The following is a 16,423-nucleotide window of genomic DNA, read 5'->3' on the forward strand; positions in this document are numbered from 1 at the left end:
CCCAAAGGGCTTGCCAAGTGTGAGTCCATCACAGCTGCTGCCAGCCGCCCATCCCGAAACTGCCGACCCTATCGATATCAACAATCACCGGATTACGGCTGAATCGAATACTGAGGGTTACCAGTAAACCACTCCATATTGCACTGCACGCCAACGGGTTTGAACTCACACCCTGCCCCGACCTAGCCGATGCTGCCTCGTTCCAACGCCCAGCGATGTTGGAGAGGTAATACCTCGGCAGCGACCTCGAAATCAGCGTCGTAGTGGAGCAGTGTCACAGCATGGGCATTGGCAAGGGTGGCGATCAGGAGGTCGGCCATGCCGACGGCACGATGGCGACCGGTGCTGGCCAGCGACCGCTGCGCATCCAACGCCGCCTGCCAGTGTTCATCATTGGTCGGCAGGTACTCGTATGCGAGACGGCGATCTGACCATAACTGCTCGTATTCCGCGGCGGTCCGGGCGCTATAGAGCGCCTCGGCATCAAGCTGAGCGGTGGTTGCGACCAATCCGGCCTCGATAAGCGGAGCAAGCCGGTCGGCGACCTCGGGGTGCGTCATCCGTGCCGCGGCACTGGTGTCGATGAGATACCGCGCTACTTGCGCCACACATCTCCTCGTTTACCAGCGTCAGCCATCTCCCCCATACCGCCGGTCTTTAACCATGCGATCTGGCGCGCGCGAGCAGAGGCCGCCGCAGCCTGCTGCAACGCAACGCGGACGGTATCCGATACCCCGGACGTCTTGAGTTCCTTCTGCGCCGCGGCCAGCAGCTCATCATCGAGGTCAATCAAGCGCTTTGTCATATCGCCATCCCCGTGTATATATACGAACTCTTGATTCAGTATATACACGCACGCGTCATCAGGCGGCTGCACCGGCCGTGACCGGAGAATATGCAGTAATCGAATACGCAGGGTTACCAGTAAAGTACGCCGTATCGCTTTGCATACCAACCGTTTTCATCCGACGACGGCGACGCCGGGAGCTGGACCTTCACAGATCTAGGACGAAACGCAGCGCTTGGTCAATGGCTTGCATCTGTTCTGGACCAATGATTCCTTGGCGAGATGACAGTCGTTCGGTGGAGACCACTCGCAGTTGGTCGCAGCGAGCGTAGGAAATATGGTCCAGCCCGCTTTTCGCTGGCTCAAGTTCGACGTGGCTTCGCAAGCCGTACCCAACGGTCGTGATCGGCACGACAACCACCAGGTCGCCCGGTCCGTTGTTGAGAATGTCGACCGACACCACCACCGCCGGGCGGTGAAAGGCTGGCTCGTGTCCTACTGGCTGGCCGAGATCGACGTGGTAGACCTCCCCTCGCCAGATCAAGCCAGTGGATCCCACTCGTGACGTTCGGCCAGGTATTGCTCCCACAGTTCGGGGTCGTTGCGCAGGCGCTGGTAATCCCCGTTCAGCCCCCGCAAGAATTCCTGCCTTTCCAAGGCGTCGATTGCGGCGTGCACGACGTCGACGACGGCGGTTTGACGAGCCTTCGCTAAAGATTGCAGCCGTTCAGAATCGGGACGGCGGACTCGGACGGTTGTGGTTTCTGCTGCCATTGAACCAGTGTAGACGAATTGTAGACACAGGTAACGGCGTATCGTCCGAAGTATTCAGCAAACCAGCGTCGGTACAAACCTCGCGCGCCGGCGGGCCCTTGCGTCATGCATTGAGCGGGACGGCTCCCAGGGTCTACATCTAGGCGCCGGTGGCGATCAGCCGGCCCGCCCCGGAAGGAATACGGCGGGATCGAATATGGCGGATTACCGGTTAACCCCGCCGTATCACGTGTTCTACCAATTGCTTTCGTTCTGATGATGTGTGGTGTTCACACAGCGCTCAGAGCTCGAGAACGACACGCAGGGCCGCATCAACGCGGCGCAATTCGTCGAAGCTGAGGAACCCGACGCTACTGCCTAGCCGGCCTGGATCTATCGCTGCAGTCTGCTCAGCAAGCACTCGGGTCTTCACGCCGCCGACTTCGACCTCGGGTCGGAAGCTGGCAGCACGAGCCAACGTGGATGTCGGCGCAACCAGCCAGGTCGACAGCGGCAGTTGATCCGACTGGACGATTACGGCGTATCGGGAACCGGACTGCTCGTGACTGCGACTCCCCCTCGCGGCATGCAACCGAAAGACCTCACCACGCACGCAGTGTCTCCATATCGCGCAGCACCTGCATGGCCGCAGCGCGATCGGACGCGTCTTCGGCGAGCCTTTCCGCCTCGGCGCGAATCGCCGCGCCAGCCTTCCGTCGTGCGGCATCGATAAGGGCAGACCGAACGGCTGCCGACACAGCCGTACCGTCTTTGGTCAAGAACTCCAGCGCCTTCGTTGTGTCTTCGTCGGGCCGGAAGGTAATCGTGGCAGCCATAGCAACAGCGTACGACGTTTTGTAAGACGGTTACCGGTTCCACGTGAGCGCTGGTTTCACATGGCTGCCGCGACCCCCAGCAGCGGCGTCCGCCGACAACCCGGCGTGGCCTTCCAGCGAACAGAACACGGGCATTTTCGAATCGTCTCGCGGCGCATCTCGTCGAAGCTCAGAAACCCCGCGCTCTTGCCGAACCGGTCGGGATTGACCGCCGCGGCCTGCTTGGCAAGTACCCAGGTGTTCACACCGCCGATTTCGACCTCGTGACGAAAGCTCGCAGCACGTGCTGATGTGGACGTCGGTGCAACCGTGGATCTTGCCGCGTTCACCGGTTGGCGGCCAGCACTGCCGCGAGGCCTTCTTGGAGGTCCCTGACGAAAAATTCGGGAACCTCCAGCGACGGGAAATGTCCCCCGGCTTCCGGCGACCTCCATCGGACGATCTGGCGATACCGCTCCTGTGCCCAGGCGCGCGGATACTTCTCGATGTCGCGGGGATATTGGGTGATCGCCGACGGAACGTCGACCCGGAGTTCGGGGTCGAGCGACGCGTGGCTTTCGTAGTAGATACGGGCCGACGATGCGCCGGTGCGCGTGAGCCAGTACAGCGTGACGTCGTCAAGAATGCGATCTCGGGAAATCGTCTCGAACGGGCTGTCTTCGGTATCTGTCCACTCCGCGAACTTGTCCAGGATCCAGGCGAGAAGCCCGGCCGGTGAGTCGACCAGCGAGTAGCCGATGGTCTGCGGGCGGGTCGCCTGCTGCTTCGCGTACGCCGCGCGCAGGCGCCAGAAATCGCGGGTTTCCTCAGCCCATTCGCGCTCGGCCGCAGTCAGGCCATCCATCGTCAACCCAGGCGGTGCCTGTGCGAACGTGGTGTGGATGCCCATGACGTGCGCCGGGAACCTGCCGCCGAGGACCGTGGTGACCACCCCTCCCCAGTCGCCGCCGTGAGCCACGAACTTGCTGTAGCCGAGCCTTCCCATCAGTTCGACCCATGCGGCCGCGATCTTTTCGATTCCCCATCCGGTGGTGGCCGGCTTGTCGCTGTAACCGAAGCCCGGCAGCGATGGGACCACGACGTGGAACGCCGGCATGTCTGTATCCGTCGGATCTGCCAGCTCGTCGACAACACCGATGAACTCGGCAATGCTGCCTGGCCAGCCGTGCGTCAGGATCAGCGGAGTGGCATCTGTGCGCGCGGATGGGCGGTGCAAGAAGTGGATTCCGAGATCATCGATGGTCGTGCGGAATTGGCCGATTCGGTTGAGGTGCTCTTCGAACGACCGCCAGTTGTACCCGGTACGCCAGTAGTCCACGACATCGATGAGGTCGGCGAGCGGAACGCCCTGCTCCCATCGGCGCGGATCGGGCGCGGCGCGATGGACGGTCTCGACTTCCGGGAGACGCGTTGCGGCGAGTCGCGCGCGCAGATCGTCTAGTTCGGCGTCAGTTGCGTGGGCTTCAAATACCTGCACGTCGGCGGCTAGGCAGTTCATGAGATCTCATACCTCCGTGTTGTGGAACCATCTTAGATGGTTCTACATGGCTCTCCGTCCACACGCAACCGGCTAAGCTGGTTCCATGCGCGATGGGTTTCCTGACTTCCGCCTTGGCAGCGTGCTGGCGACCAGCTTCACCGGGACTCTGTCGGAGCGTCATGGCACCGCTGTGGAGCGCATTCCCACGCCGCAGCGACTCGTCGACTGGTTGACGGTGAACGGCCTCGCTGTGGACTCCTGCACTACCGCCCAGCTCGCACTCGCTCGAGAACTCAGGGAATCAATTCACGCCGCGGCGACGGCGGCCGCGAGCCACGCCCCTCTCCCCCTGGCTGCGGTCCAGGTCATCAATGACTGCAGCACTGCGAGCCGGGCAGCGGCCTGCCTGACGCCCGAGGGCAACCGGCAATGGCGGCTTAGCTCGGCGTCCCGCGTCGAAGATGCCCTAGGGGTTATCGCGGCCGACGCGATCAGCATCATCGCGGGCGAACGAGACGGAAAATTGGCCTTGTGCGCATCGCCAACATGCCAAGCCGCCTTCTTCGACACCAGCCAAAGTCGTACCCGCAGATGGTGTGACATGAACACGTGCGGTAATCGCCAAAAAAAGGCGCGCTTCAATGCCAACCACCGCGGCAAGGCTTGAAGCGAAGTGGCCCTCACCTTCGCTGCGTTGAGTTCCGTGAAATCTATTGCTTCAAAACACTATTAACACGTTGGCGGCGTTGTGATCAGGGTGCGGCCATTGACGAGTTCCCGGGATAGACCGCAACTGTGGCGCCTAACGATCGCTCAGCTGAGCGCGAACGCGGTACTGAAGTGCCGAAGCGCGTAGCTATCGTGACCACATGGTCGTCACGCGCGAACTCACCTACGACGTCGACGGACTGACGATGGTCGCCCACCTGGCGCGGCCTGACGGCAAGGGGTCCTGGCCGGCAGTGCTCATCGGACATGACGGAATCGGTCTCGAAGGATATCAACGCTGCCGCGCCGACGACCTCGCCGAGCACGGCTACATCGCGCTTGCGATGGATTACCACGCCGGCCGAACGTACTTCGGTGACCCGCAAGCGATGCTGGCTCGCGTGATGCCACTGATGGCTGACCCCGCCCGCATGCGAGCCATCGGCCGTGCCGCGCTTGGCGTTCTACTCGCGGTGCCCGGCGCCGACCACGAGCGGCTCGCTGCGCTCGGATACGGCGCCGGCGGCCGAATCGTGCTGGAACTTGCCAGCACGGGAGTGCCATTCAAGGCACTCGCCGCGATTCATCCGGGCTTGCCAGCCGCCCACACCGAGGACTGGATCAACGTGGCCGGCTCCTTCTTGCTGTGCACCGGCTCCGAAGACCCACTCTGCACCCCAGGCCAACTGTTCACCTTCACCAGTGTGCTTCAGGACGCCGAAGTTGACTGGCGTGTCAACGTTTACGGCGGAGCCCAGCACGCTTTCTGGGCCGCTCCGATGACCCCTGACGGCTCATTGACCGGTGGCACCACCCACGCCATTGCCACCGTGCCCGGGGTGGGACATCACCCCTTGCACGCGACACGGGCGTGGCGGGCGGTGCTAGATCTGCTCGATGAGACCATCGGCTCGTCGTCCGCTTCGACCCCGGCAATACTTCCGCATCTCGACTGACGCGCTGCTGCGGCACTGTGCCGGTGCGTCACGCCACGCTCTCGCTCTGTCCCGGCGACGGCGTGAAGTACCGTCGTGGAGTGAGCCGGGCCCTCGATATCCGTGTGCCCGGCGGACCCTACGCAATTGCGGTGGGACCGGACGGCGCCATGTGGGTGACGCTTGTTCACTCCGGGGAGATCGCACGCATCGGGCCGGGCGGCGGACTCGACGTGTTTCCTGTGCACCCGCAGAGCAAGCCCTCGATCATTGTCGCCGCGCCTGACGGCGCCCTGTGGTTCACGCGCAACGGTGATGACCGGATCGGGCGGATCGCGGTGGACGGTGCGCAGCGCGAGATCGAGTTGCCCGACGGGAGCGCTCCATTCGGCCTATGTATCGGACCTGACGACGCCCTGTGGTTCACCACGATGACATCAGGCACGGTGAGCCGAATCGGTGCTGGCGATGAGGTGGACGTCGTGGCTATCCCCGGTGGCAGCCCGTCGATGATCACCGCGGGCCCCGACGGCGCGATGTGGTTCACCCTCAACCAGACCAGCGCCATCGGGCGGCTGGATATGGCAGGAACAGTGAGCATCCGGCAGACCCCTACCCCAACGGCGGGACCCGTCGGCATCACCGCGACGCACGATGATGCGTTGTGGTTCACCGAAATTCGCGCGAGCAAGCTCGGCCGCATTCCACTGAACGAAGCGATTCAGGAACTCGACCTGCCGGGCAGGCCCCACGCGGTAGTAGCCGATCAGGCGGATGGGGTCTGGGTCAGCCTCTGGGAAACCGACCAGCTCGCCCGTGTCAATGCCGATGGCGAGGTCACGATGATCGAACTGCCCGCAGGCAGCGAGCCTCATGGACTGGCGGTGGCAGCCGACGGCGCGCTCTGGGTCGCCCTCGAAGCGGGGTACGTCTTGCGCCTGCCCACAAACTAGGCGCGCGGGGATCGGCCGAGCGGAGGCGTTGCCGTCGGGATACGCCGACACCGACCACCGTGACATGTCGATCCCAACCGGAATAAACTCCACGCGCGTGAACTTGGCTCAAGAGTCGTCACTCCCCGACTCAGGAGCAATCCATGACCCGTCCCGTCCGCGTCGCCGTGCAGATCCAGCCCGGCGGCACCCCTGATTACCGCACCTGGCGCGACGCCGTCCTAGCCGCCGACGACCTCGGCGTCGACGTGATCTTCGGCTACGACCACTTCCACCGCCCGGCGATGGAGGGCATCGTCGACGGCAAGCCCGTCATGTTCGACGAACAGCCCGACGTCGCCAACTTCGAGGGGTGGACCGCGCTCGCGTCATGGGGCGAGATCACCTCGCACGCCGAGATCGGGCTCCTCGTCACCGGCGTCGGCTACCGCAATCCGGACCTGCTCGCCGACATGGCACGCACCGTCGACCACATCAGCGGCGGCCGGCTCATCCTCGGCCTCGGTGCGGGTTGGTACGAAAAGGACTACACCACCTACGGTTACGACTTCGGTACCTTCGGTTCCCGCTTCGATCTGTTCGACGAGAGCCTGATTCGCATCGAGAACAGGCTCGCAGCGCTGATTCCGCCGCCCGTGCGCAAGCTACCGATCCTCATCGGAGGCACGGGGCCCAAGCGCTCGCTGCCCGCCGTTGCCCGGCACGCCGACATCTGGCACGCGTTCACCGACCTCGACGCCTTCCGCAGGTCCAGCGACCGCGTCGATGAGTTGGCAGCAACGTTCGGGCGCAACGGCTCCGATATCGAACGTTCGACCCTCTGGGAGAATCCCGACAGCGCCGACGCCTTCCGTGAGGCCGGAGTGACGTTGTTCCAGACCGAACTCACCGCAGACAACGGTTACGACGTCACGTCGCTCAAGCAGGTGCTCACATGGCGGGACAACGGGTGATCACGTTCCCTTCACGTTGAGCACCTGCCGCAGCTCGTACTGAACCTCTACAAGATCAGCGGCGTCAGCCATCACCACGTCGATGTCCTTGTAGGCGTCGGGGATCTCATCCACCCATTGCTCGCCGTGCCGGTACTCGATACCTGTCATGCGGGCGGCGAGGTCGTCGGCGGTGAACAGTTCGCGGGCCTTTCTGCGTGAGAATCGGCGGCCCGCGCCGTGCGGGGCTGAACACAACCCCGCCTGGTCGCCTTTGCCGCGGACCACGTAAGAGCGGGTGCCCATGGAGCCGGGGATGACAGCCCACACGCCTTCGTGGGCGTCCACGGCACCCTTACGGGTCAGCCACACGTCCTTGCCGCCGTGCTTCTCTTTGACGGTGTAGTTGTGGTGGCAGTTCACGGTCTGCTCGAGGAAACCACTGGTGTCGTCGTGGGGTGCTCCGATCCAGTCGGCGAACACGCGGGCGAAGCGGTCCATCATTTCGGCGCGGTTCTCCAACGCGAACTTCTGCGCCCAGTTCAGTTCCCGCAGATACGTCGAGAACTCGGTTGTTCCCTGAGGCAGGTACGCGAGGTCCGGGTTGGGTAGGTCGATCCACCACCGCTTGCAGAGCTGTTGGGCGACCTTGATGTGCTTCTGCGCGATCTTGTTGCCGACACCACGCGACCCGGAATGCAGGAACAGCCACACCCCGTCGTCCTGGTCGATACATAGTTCGATGAAATGGTTGCCGCCGCCGAGGGAGCCGAGTTGTTCGCGCCACTTCGGGGAATGCGAAAGGTCGACGTTGCGGTGGGTTCGACCCTCCCCGTCGTCGCCGGGCCAAGCAAGGTTCTCGAGGTTCTGGATGCGCGCAGCGGTGAAGGCGAAGCGGTCGAGGTGACTGTTGTAGTTGCCCGGCGAGAGCGGTATCGCCCATTCGATTGCCTCGCGCAGCTTTCCGAGGTCACGCCCGGTGATGTCGTCGGCACTGTAGGTGGTTCGGGCCGCGATCATTCCGCAGCCGATGTCCACGCCGACCGCCGCGGGGATGACGGCATCCACTGTGGGGATGACAGTTCCCACCGCTGAACCCTTCCCGGAGTGGGCGTCTGGCATCAGGGCCACGTGGGGGTGGACGAACGCCATCGACGCCGTTTCCTTCGCCTGGTCGATGGTGTTGTCGTCGACATGGGAAGCGAAGTTCAGCAGTTTGTATCCGTCGATCCGCTGCGCCGTCATTGAATTTCTTTCTTTCGTCAGTTCCTCAGCGGGAGAGATGAATCCCAGGCAGCAGCACCGACCGCTTCCATCCCTACGGCCACCCGTGGAGTTGTTGGAGGCGTAGTGGTATGGCTTCAGAGCTCCGAGTGTTCAGGTTGCCCCCCACTGCTGACGTGCGCAACCGAATTTTGTCATCTTGAGCAGGTGTGCAGACAAGCACCTGATATCGGAGTCATCGCGGCGCCACGGGTGCCCCCAGATTCACGCTGTGCACCAGTGCTTTTCACTGGAGAGGCTCACGCCAGCGTTGGCACGCCGCGTTTCACGGCTACGGCGGCGAGAGTCCTATCGAAGGTCGCGAGGCTTGCCTGATGTCGAATCGCGACATCGAGGACGCAGCAGTCCGGCAATGTCAGCCCGCTGCTGGCGCGCAGTTCGGCAAGCCGGAGCGGTTCCTCGCCGTCGTGCGGTGCGACGGCTATGCCCGCGGCGCGAAGGTCGTCTCGCATCGACACCCCCCGTCCTATCCGAACACCGCCGACCAGCACTTCGGCCACAGTGATCGTGTGTGCGAGCATCTCTCCAGGCGTGCCGGTCAGGAGTAGTTCGGTGGCCGCTTCATGATGCGGATCGGCAGGATTCAGATGCGCGATCAGAACACTCGCGTCCAGTGCGATCAACGGGGCCAGTCCGCTCTCAGATCGGCGAGATAGTCAGGACTGAATGCCTCGGCGTATCGGCCGGCGCTGGCCAACACCGCGGCGCGGTGGGTCAGGTTGTCGGCGTGCTCGTCGTTCTCCAGGAGGTTGGCTCCCGCTTCGACCAACCGCACAAGCAGCTTCGAGCGCGACTCCCCCGGCCAGCGTTTGGCGGCTCGGTCCAGGGCGCGGGCAAGCTCGGGCGTTTCTGTCACTTGATACCGGGGGCGGGTTGTCGGCACAGTCGCGAGTGTACCACCGGGAATCAGGTGGTACACCTATGCGCTTTCCTTCTGCTTCCGCATGTCTTCGCAATTACGTGGCGCATCAACGCGGCGCACCGGGGATGAGTCGGTAGAGTCGAAATCACGATGTTGGAGAGGCGCACGGCCTGGCGATTGGCGTTCATGCTGATCGTGCTGTTGACGAGCACGGCGCTCGGTTCAGCCACCGCTGTGGCTGCCGAACTCAGCGACTACCTCTGGGAACGTCGTCCATTGCTGGTGTTCGCGCCCACAGACAGCGATCCGAGACTCGTTGAAACGCTGAGCCGAATCGAGGCCAGCCGATGCGACTTTGTCGATCGCGACATGGTTGTTGGCCTCGTGGTGACGGAGGGCACGAGCACACTCGATGGCCACGTCATCAACGCCGATGAGTCACAACAGTTGGCGAATGAGTATGCGATCGGTGAAAACGCTTTCAGCGTGCTGTTGATCGGAAAAGACGGCGGCGAGAAACTGCGTGTCAACGAGGTGCCGGATCTTCGAACGATTTATGCCGTGGTCGACGGTATGCCGATGCGAAGCGGCGAGATGAGTGCAAATCCGAGTCGGTGTTGATGGCGGGAAAAGCACGACACCGATACATTTCCCGGCGCAGCGGATTCGGCATCCTGCTGGCATGCTCGGCACTTCTGGTTGTGTCGTGCGGGAGCGCGGGGCGATCCGCCAATGCAGATCAGACGACGAACGCTCCGGCGACTCCTCGCCCGCCCGCCCAGGCAGTCGTTCTCGTCGACCTCGACGTCGCCGGCGAGGTGGCCACCTGGCAGACGGTCAACGACCCCGTCATGGGCGGTCTGTCCACCTCGAACGTCACGTTCGGCGACGGTGGGCTCGTGTTCTCGGGTGACATCTCGCTGGAGAACAACGGCGGGTTCGCCTCAGCCCGCGGCCCGCAGAACTCCGAACTCGGGCGGAGAGCGGCAGGCGCGAAGTCGCTGCGAGTGCACGCACTGGGCGACGGCAAGACCTACCTGTTGAAGGTGGGATTGCAAGGGCAGCCATGGTCCTACATCCAGCGCTTCCCTACTGAAGCTGCCGTCCCGCGGATCTACGATCTACCCATCGAGGGCTTCCAGCCTGTCGGCATGCGCCTCGATCCGGCGCCGGACGCCCCGCAGATCTTGGACCCTTCACGCATCAACCAGCTTTCGATCTACATCCTCGACAAACAGCAGGGCCCTTTCGAGATCACTGTCGGCGCAATCGACGCCACAGTCTGAGGGCGCTGGGCACTGCGCGATCGTACCGGCGGCAACGAGCAAGTCAGGCAGAAGCCGCGGTCGCCAAGCGCGAGAGAGTATCGGACAGCTCGTCCTTGCTGACCAGCGGGAACTTCACCTTCTCGAGCAGCTTCTTGTCGGTGACCTTGGACCAATCGTAGGTGTGGCGGACCAGCGTCTCGCTGGGTCCCTGAGATTCCAACTCCCACAGCCACTCCCATCCGGGAGGCTCGGTGCCCGCGGGCGCGGTCTTCCAGGCCAGCAGCTTGTCCTTAGCATAACCGGACACGTGGTTGTCGGTCTTGTACTCGCCACCCATGTGATCACCCTGCATGTTCATCGTGAACACCTCCCCCACCTTCTGGATGCGGTCGGCGTGGTCGACGCTGCGGATGAAGCCGGAGCCGTCGAGCTCCTCGTGCCGCTCGGGGTTGGAGAGGATGTCAAAAACCGCATCCACGGGTGCGGCGATGGTTCGTTCAACAGTGACTTTCGTATCGTCGCTCATCCCCTCACAATGCCCCACAGGACGAGGTTGTTAAACCAAAGCGCGGAGTCTCGACTCCTGAGGCACCTGTCCACCGACCGCGGGCTGGCGGCGTCGGGCGACGGCGGTCTCATCGGGTGCGGCGTCCAGTGAGGCCGCACCGGCAAGGCGCCGGGATGAATTCGACCGCGCCGACGCGTCTCACGAAGAAGACCGGTGATTCGCCGAGTCTTCGGGTCACACCTTCCAAGGGGAGCAGAACATGAGCATTGTCGATATCCAACACCCCGGCAGGCAGGGGTATGACGAGCTGGTTCCGTCACGTTATGCGCTGAAGGTCGGCGACATCGATGTGATGGTGATCAGCGACGGGGTGCTGCCGATCACCGCCGTGACGATGGCCACCAACGTCCCTCCGGCCGACCTGTCGGCATGGCTGAAGGACATGTATCTTCCGCCGGAGGTGCTCGACTGGCCGCTGAATGTGGCGGTGGTGCGCAGCGGTGGCAAGACCATACTCATCGATTCGGGTCTGGGTACCGAGTTTCCGGACTTCCCACGGGCCGGGCAGTTGACCATGCGACTCGTTGCCGCGGGAATCGATCCGTCCTCCGTCACCGATGTGGTGCTGACCCACCTGCACATGGACCATATCGGCGGACTGCTGGTCGATGGGCTGAGAAACCGGCTGCGGCCGGACCTGCGTGTCCATCTGGCGTCGGCGGAGGCCGAGTTCTGGGAGGCGCCCGACTTCTCCCGAACCGTCATGCCAGAACCCATTCCGGAGGTCCTTCGGCGGACCGCCGCGCAGTTCCTGGATGTGTATCGCAGCCAGTTGAAGCCGTTCGAGACCGAGTACGAGGTGGCACCCGGCGTGCTGATCCGGCGTACCGGCGGTCACACCCCCGGCCACAGCATCGTCCGCGTCGAGTCCGGCGGCGAGGCGCTGACATTCGCCGGCGATGCGGTGTTTCAACCAGGGTTCGACAACCCCGAGTGGCAGAACGGGTTCGAACACGACCCCGAGGAGTCGGCGCGGGTCCGCGTCGGGCTGCTGAAGGAGTTGGCCGCCAGCGGCGAGCAATTGGTGGCCACTCATCTGCCGTTCCCGTCTGTCTGTCACGTGGCGGTCGCCGGCGACGCTTTTCGGTTCGTCCCGGCCACGTGGGACTACTGACCGTCACCGGCTGTTGCCGGCCGCGTCCGGGGTGAGCCGCACATGGTGGTTGCTCGTGTCGCGCGTCATTCGTGACACGAGCGCCGTCATCGGCTGTCCAACAGAGATCTTGATCAGCGGCGGAGGCACGCCGGTGATGTCGCAGTAGTTGCCGGGTCCTGGTGTCTGTGGTCGTAGAGTGGCCCCAGGCAAGCAGTTCAACCGGGTAGGTGACTCATGCAGGACACGCCGAAGCCCCTGGCCGGCGGCTTCTTGATCGACGCGGATGACGTCGATCAGATCGAAGAGCAGATCGGGGCCGCATTCGGGGCGATCCGCATCCAGAAGTCCGATTCCACTGCGCGCACCCGCACGCGTGTCTGGCGGAGCACCATCGGAGCCCTCAGCGTCGACGACGCCGAATACAGCTTCGACATGAGCTACCAGATGGAGGCGCCCGAGCACATCCTGTTGTGCCGGGTGCATTCTGGTGTGCTCGAGGAGACCCCGATGCGAGAGTCCGCACGACGCCATGGAACCGGTGCTGTCGTCGCATTCGGCACCGACGCGGGCCGCCCGCTCGCGGGGCGGCAGCAACAAGCGCGTTACCACACCCTCAACGTGCCGCGTCGTGCGCTGGCGGAGGTCGCCGGTGACGACACCGATGGCGAGCCCGTTCGATTGAGCAGTTCCACACCGGTGTCCCCGGCGGCCAACCAGCATCTGGTCGACGTGATCGACCACATCCGTCACGGCCTGCTGGGCAACCTCTTCGCCGCTCAACAACCTCTCGTCTACAGTGGCGTCACCCGATATCTGGCTTCGAGCATGCTGGCGGCGTTCCCTCACACGACGGTTGCTGCGCCGACGCCGGGCGGCGACGTCGACAATCACGAAGCGCTTCGCCGAGCCACGGCGTTCATCGAGGACAACGCCCACAGAGACATTTCGCCGGCCGATATCGCGCAGGCGGCGCGCATCTCCACGCGGGCGCTGGAGACCGCGTTCCGCAGACACCGCGACTGCACCTCGACACGTCATCTCCAACGAGTGCGGCTGACCTACGTGCACCAGGATCTTTTGAAGTCTGGTCCGCACGAGCGCACTGTGGCCGACATCGCGAACGAGTGGGGCTTCTGGAATCTTCCCCGCTTCCGATCCGCCTACCACCAGGCCTACGGGTTCACGCCCGAAAGCACACTGAATCAATAGGTGTCGACGGCGCTCTGGTGTCATTCCGTGCCATTCGGCGGACATGACCGGGCGCCATCCCGTCAAATGCACGAGTGAGTGCAGAGCAGGCGCGCGGGGGCGTCACGATGGCCATCGCCGCACAGGTGTCAGTACAGATGGGGATGGTCGTGGCCATCGGCCTCATCGACCAGATCGGATCCGATGGCACGGCATGGCTTCGACTGGCCTGGGCGGGGGCACTGCTCCTCGTGGTGGTGCGGCCGCGGCCGTCGGCATTCACCTGGCAGACCTTCGGTATGTGCGTGGTCCTGGGGTGCGTCACGGCGGCGATCTCGCTTCTGTTCATGGCTTCGCTGGACCGTCTTGCCCTCGGTACCGCGACGGCACTGGAGTTCTTGGGTCCGCTGGCCATCGCGGTGCTGCACGGCAAAGGGCCTCGCCGGTTCTTGTGGCCCGGGCTCGCCGCGATCGGCGTGGTGCTCTTGAGTCAGCCGTTCAGCGGCGGTATCGACCCCAAGGGCGCGTTTCTCGCGGTATCAGCCGGAATCTGCTGGGCCGTCTACATACTGCTCACGCAGCGCGTCGGCGATGAGGTGGCCGGAGTCAACGGGCTTGCGGTGTCCATGCCGATCGCGGGCGTGGTCTCCAGTTTCTTCGTGAGCACGGCGGTGTTCGAGCGGATCACCCCCCAGGTGCTGCTGTTCGGCCTGGGGATGGCCATCCTGCTGCCTGTGGTGCCATATGTGTTGGAGCTCTTGGCATTACGCAGGCTGACCACCGCGGCGTTCGGCACGCTGATGAGCCTGGAGCCTGCCTTCGCGCTCCTTGTCGGTTTCCTGCTGCTCGATCAGGCTCCCGGGATCGCCGGCATGCTCGGCATCGCGGCGGTGGTGGCGGCCGGCATCGGCGCGGCGCGAGGCGGTGGTCGGGAGATGGCCGTGCCGCTCGAGGTGGGCTGAGGACGAAGTGGGCTGCGGTGACTGTAGCGTGGCGACCGTGGCATCTTCTCGCGTGCGTGCTCCCTTGACTCTCCTGGCCTGTGCCGCCTCCGTTGTCCTGACCGTTGCCGCCTGCGGCTCGGACACCGATACGGAGGCTCCATCCGACGGCGCCACGTCGTCATCCGAGGCCCTCGAATTCTTCCCGCCCGAAAGCGACATGGCGCCGACCGCGCCCGCAGCGCCCAGCCCCTGCCCGACCGAAAGGCCGGCCACCGAGGGCGCAGCGGAATGGACGCTGCCCGGCGCAACCGGCAGCGTGTCGGTCACCGGTCCGACCGACACCGCCTCGCCGCGGGTCGACGTGGAGGCACCCTTCAGCGTGACCGCGACCGAGGTCCACACGTTGCAGGCCGGTGACGGGCCCGTCGTCGCGGACAACGCAACGGTTCTGGTCTGCTACATGGGCGTCAACGGACGTGACGGCACGGTCTTCGACAGCACCTACGACCAAGGCGCCCCGATCGACTTCCCGCTCGACGGGGTCATCGCGGGATTCCAGAAAGCCATTGCGGGACAGACGGTGGGGTCCGAGGTTGCCGTGGCGATGACCTCCGCCGACGGCTACGCCGAGGGGCAGCCCAGTGCGGGGATCGAACAGGGCGACACGCTCGTTTTTGCGATCAAGATCCTCGACGCCTCGAGCTGACACCAGCTGCCCGGTGAAACCTGTTGCGTTTCATCTGTTCTCGGGATGGACCAGCTGCCGCTGCCACGTGCTGACTCGCGGTCGGACTCGGAGAATCCGGGGGCCGCGGACCCGACGAGCCCTCTGAGCTTTGGTTTCACCGCTGCACAGGGGTAGTGCGAGATCGATCACACGCAGGCGCCATCGGCTTCGGCCGGCGGAGGGCGGGTACTCCCCCTGGTCCACCCGTTGTCGGCAGTTGAGGATTCGACGTGAGCAAGACCAGTCAGCGCCAACTCGGCGACTCCGACAGCCCGATCGAAGACGAGCTCGAGGAGACCTTCAACAGGACCGTCACCGAGGGCGCCCAACGTCTGCACCGGAGCTGGCACGAGGTGCTCGTCACCGGCTTCTTCGGCGGTACCGAGGTGGCGATGGGTGTGCTTGCCTACCTCTCTGTTCTGCATGCCACCGGCAATCAACTGCTGGCCGGCTTGGCGTTCTCGATCGGCTTCCTCGCACTCCTTCTGGGCCGCAGCGAATTGTTCACCGAGGGCTTTCTGGTGCCGGTGACCGCGGTAGCCGCGAAGCGAGCCAGCTTCGGCCAGCTCCTCAAACTGTGGAGCGGCACCCTCGTGGCCAACCTCGCGGGCGGCTGGGTCATCATGTGGCTGATCATGGGGGCCTTCCCGAAGCTGCGTGAGCAGACTGTCGAGTCGGCATCTCACTTCGCCACAGCCCCTGTGTCAGTGGAAACGATGTCGCTGGCACTGCTCGGCGGCATGGTGATCACGCTGATGACGCGCATGCAGCACGGCACCGAGTCCGTGCCCGGGAAGATCGCCGCAGCCGTAGCCGGAGCGTTCCTGCTCGCCGGGCTGCAGATGTTCCACTCGATCCTCGACTCGCTGTTGATCTTCGGTGCGTTGTTCACCGGTGACGCGCCGTTCGGATATCTCGATTGGCTCGGCTGGTTCGGTTACACCCTGGCCGGCAACATCGCCGGCGGGTTGATCCTGGTGACACTCCTGCGGCTGTTGCGCTCGAAAGACCGTCTGCAGGAAGAGCGCAGCGACGCCGAAGCCGACGGATCATGACACCGCGAGCCGGCGCTAGAAGGGTCATGGCACAGCGCTGACAGCGC

Annotated in this window: 23 protein-coding genes; 11 read left to right on the forward strand and 12 right to left on the reverse strand. The window is 64.1% G+C overall.

Going from position 1 to position 16,423, the window contains the following annotated elements; translation table 11 throughout:
* Nucleotides 1-182: 182 nt before the first annotated feature.
* From WA965_RS10765 to WA965_RS10800, 8 genes are all read right to left on the reverse strand, one after another.
* Nucleotides 183-608: a PIN domain-containing protein gene (locus WA965_RS10765; RefSeq protein WP_526294146.1), complete on the reverse strand. Its 426-nt coding sequence runs from the start codon at nt 606-608 to the stop codon at nt 183-185.
* Entirely contained in the window at nt 596-805 is a 210-nt protein-coding gene (locus tag WA965_RS10770) for a DUF2191 domain-containing protein (RefSeq protein WP_526294147.1), read from the reverse strand. Before WA965_RS10770 ends, WA965_RS10765 begins: the two co-directional genes overlap by 13 nt.
* Before the next feature lie 190 nt (nt 806-995).
* Entirely contained in the window at nt 996-1,376 is a 381-nt protein-coding gene (locus WA965_RS10775) for a type II toxin-antitoxin system PemK/MazF family toxin (RefSeq protein ID WP_526447498.1), read from the reverse strand.
* Complete coding sequence (locus WA965_RS10780) at nt 1,328-1,561, reverse strand: hypothetical protein (protein ID WP_178360226.1); 234 nt, start codon at nt 1,559-1,561, stop codon at nt 1,328-1,330. Before WA965_RS10780 ends, WA965_RS10775 begins: the two co-directional genes overlap by 49 nt.
* A 280-nt stretch (nt 1,562-1,841) precedes the next feature.
* Nucleotides 1,842-2,153, reverse strand: coding sequence for a type II toxin-antitoxin system PemK/MazF family toxin (locus WA965_RS10785; protein WP_526294149.1), 312 nt, complete (start codon nt 2,151-2,153; stop codon nt 1,842-1,844).
* A complete protein-coding gene (locus tag WA965_RS10790) occupies nt 2,143-2,376 on the reverse strand; it encodes a hypothetical protein (RefSeq protein WP_526294150.1) in 234 nt (77 codons plus the stop codon). The genes WA965_RS10785 and WA965_RS10790 overlap by 11 nt, the downstream gene beginning before the upstream one ends.
* A 56-nt stretch (nt 2,377-2,432) precedes the next feature.
* Nucleotides 2,433-2,621, reverse strand: a complete 189-nt coding sequence (locus tag WA965_RS10795) for a hypothetical protein (protein ID WP_526294151.1) — start codon at nt 2,619-2,621, stop codon at nt 2,433-2,435.
* Nucleotides 2,622-2,701: 80 nt separating this feature from the next.
* Nucleotides 2,702-3,874, reverse strand: a complete 1,173-nt coding sequence (locus tag WA965_RS10800; protein ID WP_526294152.1) for an alpha/beta fold hydrolase — start codon at nt 3,872-3,874, stop codon at nt 2,702-2,704.
* 85 nt (nt 3,875-3,959) lie between these two features.
* Between WA965_RS10800 and WA965_RS10805 the strand changes: the two genes are divergently transcribed.
* From WA965_RS10805 to WA965_RS10820, 4 genes are all read left to right on the forward strand, one after another.
* The gene (locus WA965_RS10805; protein ID WP_526294153.1) at nt 3,960-4,523 is read left to right on the forward strand and encodes a CGNR zinc finger domain-containing protein; all 564 of its coding nucleotides are present in this window, start codon (nt 3,960-3,962) and stop codon (nt 4,521-4,523) included.
* A gap of 202 nt (nt 4,524-4,725) precedes the next feature.
* Nucleotides 4,726-5,520, forward strand: a complete 795-nt coding sequence (locus WA965_RS10810) for a dienelactone hydrolase family protein (protein WP_526294154.1) — start codon at nt 4,726-4,728, stop codon at nt 5,518-5,520.
* An 80-nt stretch (nt 5,521-5,600) separates the two neighbouring features.
* Entirely contained in the window at nt 5,601-6,452 is an 852-nt protein-coding gene (locus tag WA965_RS10815; protein WP_526294155.1) for a Vgb family protein, read from the forward strand.
* Nucleotides 6,453-6,595: 143 nt separating this feature from the next.
* A complete protein-coding gene (locus WA965_RS10820; protein WP_526294156.1) occupies nt 6,596-7,405 on the forward strand; it encodes an LLM class F420-dependent oxidoreductase in 810 nt (269 codons plus the stop codon).
* Here the strand turns inward: WA965_RS10820 and WA965_RS10825 are convergent, their stop codons facing one another.
* The 3 genes from WA965_RS10825 to WA965_RS10835 form a co-directional block, all read right to left on the reverse strand.
* A complete protein-coding gene (locus WA965_RS10825) occupies nt 7,406-8,629 on the reverse strand; it encodes an RtcB family protein (RefSeq protein ID WP_526294157.1) in 1,224 nt (407 codons plus the stop codon).
* 278 nt (nt 8,630-8,907) lie between these two features.
* The gene (locus WA965_RS10830) at nt 8,908-9,291 is read right to left on the reverse strand and encodes a type II toxin-antitoxin system VapC family toxin (RefSeq protein WP_526294158.1); all 384 of its coding nucleotides are present in this window, start codon (nt 9,289-9,291) and stop codon (nt 8,908-8,910) included.
* Nucleotides 9,288-9,524, reverse strand: a complete 237-nt coding sequence (locus WA965_RS10835) for a hypothetical protein (RefSeq protein ID WP_526294159.1) — start codon at nt 9,522-9,524, stop codon at nt 9,288-9,290. Before WA965_RS10835 ends, WA965_RS10830 begins: the two co-directional genes overlap by 4 nt.
* 192 nt (nt 9,525-9,716) lie before the next feature.
* On the opposite strand from WA965_RS10835, the gene WA965_RS10840 reads away from it, so the two are divergent.
* Both WA965_RS10840 and WA965_RS10845 read left to right on the forward strand, forming a co-directional pair.
* Nucleotides 9,717-10,151, forward strand: coding sequence for a DUF4174 domain-containing protein (locus tag WA965_RS10840; protein ID WP_526294160.1), 435 nt, complete (start codon nt 9,717-9,719; stop codon nt 10,149-10,151).
* On the forward strand, nt 10,151-10,816 hold the full coding sequence (locus WA965_RS10845; RefSeq protein WP_526294161.1) for a CIA30 family protein: 666 nt from the start codon (nt 10,151-10,153) through the stop codon (nt 10,814-10,816). Before WA965_RS10840 ends, WA965_RS10845 begins: the two co-directional genes overlap by 1 nt.
* A 43-nt stretch (nt 10,817-10,859) precedes the next feature.
* Here WA965_RS10845 and WA965_RS10850 read toward each other — a convergent pair whose 3' ends face one another.
* Entirely contained in the window at nt 10,860-11,324 is a 465-nt protein-coding gene (locus WA965_RS10850) for an SRPBCC family protein (RefSeq protein WP_526294162.1), read from the reverse strand.
* A gap of 241 nt (nt 11,325-11,565) precedes the next feature.
* Here WA965_RS10850 and WA965_RS10855 point away from each other — a divergent pair, with 241 nt between their 5' ends.
* From WA965_RS10855 to WA965_RS10875, 5 genes are all read left to right on the forward strand, one after another.
* Nucleotides 11,566-12,480, forward strand: a complete 915-nt coding sequence (locus WA965_RS10855) for an MBL fold metallo-hydrolase (RefSeq protein ID WP_526294163.1) — start codon at nt 11,566-11,568, stop codon at nt 12,478-12,480.
* A 216-nt stretch (nt 12,481-12,696) separates the two neighbouring features.
* A complete protein-coding gene (locus tag WA965_RS10860) occupies nt 12,697-13,671 on the forward strand; it encodes a helix-turn-helix transcriptional regulator (RefSeq protein ID WP_526294164.1) in 975 nt (324 codons plus the stop codon).
* Nucleotides 13,672-13,745: 74 nt separating this feature from the next.
* A complete protein-coding gene (locus WA965_RS10865) occupies nt 13,746-14,612 on the forward strand; it encodes an EamA family transporter (protein ID WP_526294165.1) in 867 nt (288 codons plus the stop codon).
* 28 nt (nt 14,613-14,640) lie between these two features.
* Nucleotides 14,641-15,300: an FKBP-type peptidyl-prolyl cis-trans isomerase gene (locus WA965_RS10870; RefSeq protein ID WP_526294166.1), complete on the forward strand. Its 660-nt coding sequence runs from the start codon at nt 14,641-14,643 to the stop codon at nt 15,298-15,300.
* A 251-nt stretch (nt 15,301-15,551) separates the two neighbouring features.
* Nucleotides 15,552-16,376 carry a formate/nitrite transporter family protein gene (locus WA965_RS10875; RefSeq protein ID WP_526294167.1) on the forward strand — a complete coding sequence of 275 codons (825 nt, stop codon included), beginning with the start codon at nt 15,552-15,554 and terminating at the stop codon, nt 16,374-16,376.
* Nucleotides 16,377-16,423 lie beyond the last annotated feature (47 nt).

It is taken from the genome of Mycobacterium sp. (assembly GCF_049683935.1).
GTDB lineage: Bacteria > Actinomycetota > Actinomycetes > Mycobacteriales > Mycobacteriaceae > Mycobacterium.

Excerpts from the sequence above, each read along its gene's own strand:
- WA965_RS10855 (WP_526294163.1), top strand. The coding sequence starts at position 11,566 with ATGAGCATTGTCGATATCCAACACCCCGGCAGGCAGGGGTATGACGAG.
- WA965_RS10790 (WP_526294150.1), bottom strand. The coding sequence starts at position 2,376 with ATGGCTGCCACGATTACCTTCCGGCCCGACGAAGACACAACGAAGGCG.
- WA965_RS10770 (WP_526294147.1), bottom strand. The coding sequence starts at position 805 with ATGACAAAGCGCTTGATTGACCTCGATGATGAGCTGCTGGCCGCGGCG.
- WA965_RS10780 (WP_178360226.1), bottom strand. The coding sequence starts at position 1,561 with ATGGCAGCAGAAACCACAACCGTCCGAGTCCGCCGTCCCGATTCTGAA.
- WA965_RS10845 (WP_526294161.1), top strand. The coding sequence starts at position 10,151 with ATGGCGGGAAAAGCACGACACCGATACATTTCCCGGCGCAGCGGATTC.
- WA965_RS10840 (WP_526294160.1), top strand. The coding sequence starts at position 9,717 with ATGCTGATCGTGCTGTTGACGAGCACGGCGCTCGGTTCAGCCACCGCT.
- WA965_RS10810 (WP_526294154.1), top strand. The coding sequence starts at position 4,726 with ATGGTCGTCACGCGCGAACTCACCTACGACGTCGACGGACTGACGATG.
- WA965_RS10800 (WP_526294152.1), bottom strand. The coding sequence starts at position 3,874 with ATGAACTGCCTAGCCGCCGACGTGCAGGTATTTGAAGCCCACGCAACT.
- WA965_RS10860 (WP_526294164.1), top strand. The coding sequence starts at position 12,697 with ATGCAGGACACGCCGAAGCCCCTGGCCGGCGGCTTCTTGATCGACGCG.
- WA965_RS10825 (WP_526294157.1), bottom strand. The coding sequence starts at position 8,629 with ATGACGGCGCAGCGGATCGACGGATACAAACTGCTGAACTTCGCTTCC.
- WA965_RS10805 (WP_526294153.1), top strand. The coding sequence starts at position 3,960 with ATGCGCGATGGGTTTCCTGACTTCCGCCTTGGCAGCGTGCTGGCGACC.
- WA965_RS10820 (WP_526294156.1), top strand. The coding sequence starts at position 6,596 with ATGACCCGTCCCGTCCGCGTCGCCGTGCAGATCCAGCCCGGCGGCACC.
- WA965_RS10850 (WP_526294162.1), bottom strand. The coding sequence starts at position 11,324 with ATGAGCGACGATACGAAAGTCACTGTTGAACGAACCATCGCCGCACCC.